Source organism: Collinsella aerofaciens (assembly GCF_040920445.1).
Taxonomy (GTDB): domain Bacteria; phylum Actinomycetota; class Coriobacteriia; order Coriobacteriales; family Coriobacteriaceae; genus Collinsella; species Collinsella aerofaciens_BH.
Genome location: NZ_JBCOTQ010000005.1, coordinates 62,370 through 66,733 on the forward strand (window position 1 = coordinate 62,370; position 4,364 = coordinate 66,733).

The 4,364-nt window shown below is 61.9% G+C and carries 2 protein-coding genes; both read right to left on the minus strand.

Going from position 1 to position 4,364, the window contains the following annotated elements; genetic code table 11:
- The coding region (gene rpoB, locus AB5405_RS01510) for a DNA-directed RNA polymerase subunit beta (RefSeq protein ID WP_497463233.1) at positions 1-2,841 on the minus strand (2,841 nt) is incomplete at its 3' end.
- Between the two features lie 288 nt (positions 2,842-3,129).
- Positions 3,130-4,038 (minus strand): UTP--glucose-1-phosphate uridylyltransferase, encoded by a 909-nt coding sequence (locus tag AB5405_RS01515; RefSeq protein WP_117745808.1) that lies wholly within the window; start codon positions 4,036-4,038, stop codon positions 3,130-3,132.
- Positions 4,039-4,364: the final 326 nt, after the last annotated feature.

Sequence of the window (4,364 nt, forward strand, 5' to 3'; positions counted from 1 at the left end):
ACGGATGACCTCGGCGATCTCGTCCTCCTTGGCGCCGTCGAAGACGGGCGTGGCGGTGAAGAACGGACCGGGGACGTACTTGTCGGAGTCGGCCTGCTCGGTATCCCAACCGCACGCAGCAGCCCAGCCAAGGTGGCACTCGAGCAGCTGGCCGACGTTCATACGCGAAGGAACGCCCAGCGGGTTGAGGATAACGTCGATCGGGGTACCGTCAGCCATGTAGGGCATGTCCTCGACCGGCAGAACGTTACAAATAACACCCTTGTTGCCGTGGCGGCCGGCGATCTTATCGCCCTGCTGGATCTTACGACGCTGGGCGACGTAGACGCGCACCTGCTCGTTGACGCCGGGGGCCAGGTCGTCGCCGTTCTCGCGGCTAAAGCGGACGACGTCGATGACGCGGCCGTAAGCGCCGTGAGGCATCTTAAGGGAGGTGTCGCGGACGTCGTGGGCCTTGGCACCGAAGATGGCGCGCAGCAGGCGCTCCTCGGCGGTCAGAGCGCTCTCGCCCTTAGGCGTGACCTTGCCGACCAGGATGTCGCCAGGGCCGACCTCTGCGCCGATGCGGATGATGCCGTCCTCGTCGAGGTTGGCAAGCATGTCCTCGGAGAGGTTCGGGATCTCGCGGGTGATCTCCTCGGGGCCGAGCTTGGTGTCGCGGGCGTCGATCTCGTGACGGGTGATGTTGATGGTCGTCAGCAGGTCCTCGGCCACCAGGCGCTCGGACACGACGATACCGTCCTCGTAGTTGAAGCCTTCCCACGGCATGTATGCCACGGTGAGGTTCTGACCCAGTGCGAGCTCGCCATGATCGGTCGAAGGACCGTCAGCCAGGGGCTCGCCCTGCTCAACGGTGTCACCGACGCGCACGAGCGGACGGTGGTTGATGCAGGTGGACTGGTTGGAGCGCTGGTACTTGGCCAGGTGATACTCGTCCATGCCGCCGGCATGCTTGACGATGATCTTGGCGGCGTCGGCAAAGATGACCTCGCCGGCGTTCTTAGCCAGGGTGACCTCGCCGGAGTCCAGGGCGGCGCGACGCTCCATGCCGGTACCGACATAGGGAGCGGCGGGGTGAACCAGCGGCACGGCCTGACGCTGCATGTTAGCGCCCATCAGCGTACGCTTGGCGTCGTCGTGCTCGAGGAACGGGATCAGCGTGGCTGCGACGGAGAGCATCTGACGCGGCGAGACGTCCATGTAGTCGACGTCCTCGACGGGCACGTCGGCGGGAGCGCCGAAGGAGCCGTCGAAGTCGCGGGTACGGGCGATCACGGTGTGCGGACGGACAATCTTGCCCTCGGCATCGGTCGTGATGAACTCGTTGGTCTTGGGATCGAGCGGCGTGTTGGCCGGCGCGATGACGTGCTTCTCTTCCTCGTCAGCGGTCATCCAGTCGATCTGGTCGGTGGCAACGCCGTTCTCGACGCGACGGAACGGGGCCTCGATGAAGCCATACTCGTTGACGCGGGCGTAGAGGGCGAGCGAGCCAATCAGGCCGATGTTGGGGCCTTCGGGGGTCTCGATCGGGCACATGCGGCTGTAGTGCGAGTTGTGAACGTCGCGGACGGCCGTCGGCACGTTGGTGCGGCGGCTGGAGCCGGACTTGTGGCCGGCAAGACCACCAGGGCCGAGTGCGGACAGACGGCGCTTGTGGGTCAGACCGGTCAGAGGGTTCGCCTGGTCCATGAACTGCGAGAGCTGCGAGGAACCGAAGAACTCCTTGATGGAGGCCACGATCGGGCGGATGTTGATGAGCGACTGCGGGGTGATCTCGTCAATGTCCTGGGAGCTCATGCGCTCACGGACGACGCGCTCCATACGGCTCATGCCGATACGGAACTGGTTGGCGACGAGCTCGCCGACGGTGCGGATACGGCGGTTGCCAAAGTGATCGATGTCATCGACCTTGAAGCCCTGCTCGCCGGCAGCGAGGGACAGCAGGTAGCGCAGCGTAGCGACGATATCCTCGTCGGTGAGCACCGTGACCTCTTCCTCGGTGGTGAGGTTGAGCTTCTTGTTGACCTTGTAACGACCGACGCGGGCCAGATCGTAGCGCTGCGGGTTAAAGAGCAGGCCCTCGAGCAGGCTGCGGGAGGCATCCACGGTGGGAGGCTCGCCCGGGCGCAGACGACGGTAAATCTCGATGAGGGCGTCCTCGCGGGTAAGGGCGGTATCGCGCTCCAGGGTGCGCTTGATCACATCGGAGTTGCCGAGCAGCTCAATGATGTCGTCGTTGGTGACGGCGATGCCAAGGGCGCGCAGGAACATCGTGGCGCTCTGCTTGCGCTTACGGTCGATGGAGACCATGAGCTGGTCGCGCTTGTCGACCTCAAACTCGAGCCAGGCACCACGGGACGGGATGATCTGGGCCTTGTAGATCTGCTTGCCCGAATCCATCTCGGAGCTGTAGTACACGCCCGGGGAGCGGACGAGCTGGGAGACGACGATACGCTCGGTACCGTTGATGATGAAGGTGCCCTGATCGGTCATCATGGGGAAGTCACCCATGAAGACGAGCTGCTCCTTGATCTCGCCGGTCTCCTTGTTGGTGAGACGGACGTCGGTCAGAAGCGGAGCCTGATAGGTCATATCCTTCTCGCGGCACTCCTCGACGGTGTGCGCGGGGTCGCCGAACTGATGCTCGCCGAAGGTAACCTCGAGAACATGGTTCTGGCTCTGGATGGGGCTGGATTCCTTGAACGCCTCACGAAGGCCCTCGTCCTTAAAACGTTCAAAGGATTCCCTTTGAACAGAGATAAGGTTGGGGAGCTCCATGGCCTCCGGGATTTTCCCGAAGCTGACGCGCTTGCGCTCAGTGGCAGTGTATGCGTAGGTCACCAGGTTTTTCCTCCTTCACGGAAATGCTCGGTGGATTGGCGAGGCATAGCTTCGCCAGTTATCGCAACCTAATAGTTTATCAGGTGCCGACCGTTGAGCAAGAAAAGCCTTGACGCGATTGAGTTTTTGGAGTAGCAAAGTTTTTCGACAGAAAATACGCAGGTAGATGTATGTATATCGAACACCTGTTCATATATTTTCTGTGAACAGAGAGCCAGCAATCGCAGCTCTTATAAAAAACGGGCGCGAACCGAGGTCCGCGCCCGTAAATGTCGATGCCCGAAAGGCTTACTTGCGCATCAAGCCGCCGCGCTCGTCAATGGCGTCCCAAAAGGCGCTTGCAAAGCGAGGGTCGCTTGCAGCCATGAGGGCGTTGGTGGCCATCCAGCCAGAGGGAGTGCCGGTGTCGTAGCCCGACAGCGGGTCGATGACGACGGCATACATGGCCTCGCGGTCGAGCGAACGGGCCATGGCGTCGGTGAGCTGGATCTCGCCGCCCTTGCCGGCCTGCTGATCTGCCAGCAGGTCCATGACCAGCGGGCTCAGCAGATAGCGGCCGACGATGTACAGGTTGGACGGAGCAGCCTCGGGAGCGGGCTTCTCGACCAGACCGCCGATACGCCAGACAGCGCCCGGCTCTGCATCGGCAACGTCCTCGGCGCCCTCGAGCGAACCGACGCGCTCACCGGCGATAACGCCGTAGCGGCTGACTTCCTCGGGCGAGCAAGCAGCGACGGCGATAACCGAAGCGCCACCGTGCTCCTTGGAAACGGCGAGCATCTTGTCGCAGATGTCGCGGTTAGGCACAACGTAGTCGCCCAGAAGAACCAGGAAGTTCTCCCCTGCCACGGCGTCGGCAGCAGAGCGGATAGCATGGCCGAGGCCCTTGGGCTCGTACTGATAACGGAAGTCGACCGGCATACCGCCAGCGTGGGCGACGGCATCGGCATAGGCGTTCTTGCCGCGCTCGCGCAGCAGGTTCTCGAGCGAGCGATCGGGCTGGAAGTAGTTCAGTAGCTCGGGTTTACCGGGAGATGTAACGATGATGGCGTCGTCGACTTCCTCGGGGTCGAGCGCCTCCTCGACGACGTACTGAATGACGGGCTTGTCGAGCACCGGCAGCATCTCTTTGGGCGTGCACTTAGTGCCAGGCAGAAAACGCGTGCCAAGACCGGCGGCGGGGATGATTGCCTTCATGTTATTCAAAGATCCTTTCGCAGGCGCAAAAGCGCCCCATGCGTGCGGCACACAGCCGCAGACCAAATTGCGATACCCAAGCATCTTACCGCTGGAACTATATGTCGCTACAAGGCAGAGGCAATTCTTCAGCAGGTCAACGCAAATTATTGCTCGAATGGTGCAATTTTATTGCCCAACGGCAGGGCACCCGATACGACGCAAATCACAGAATATGGCAGTTTGAGCAACCGATGCCGAGGGACCGAAAATCAGAACCACCCTTAAAAAGGGTGGTTTGCTCTTAGGGTATAACCCACGGGCCCCGGGCTCGCGTCTAAAGGCGC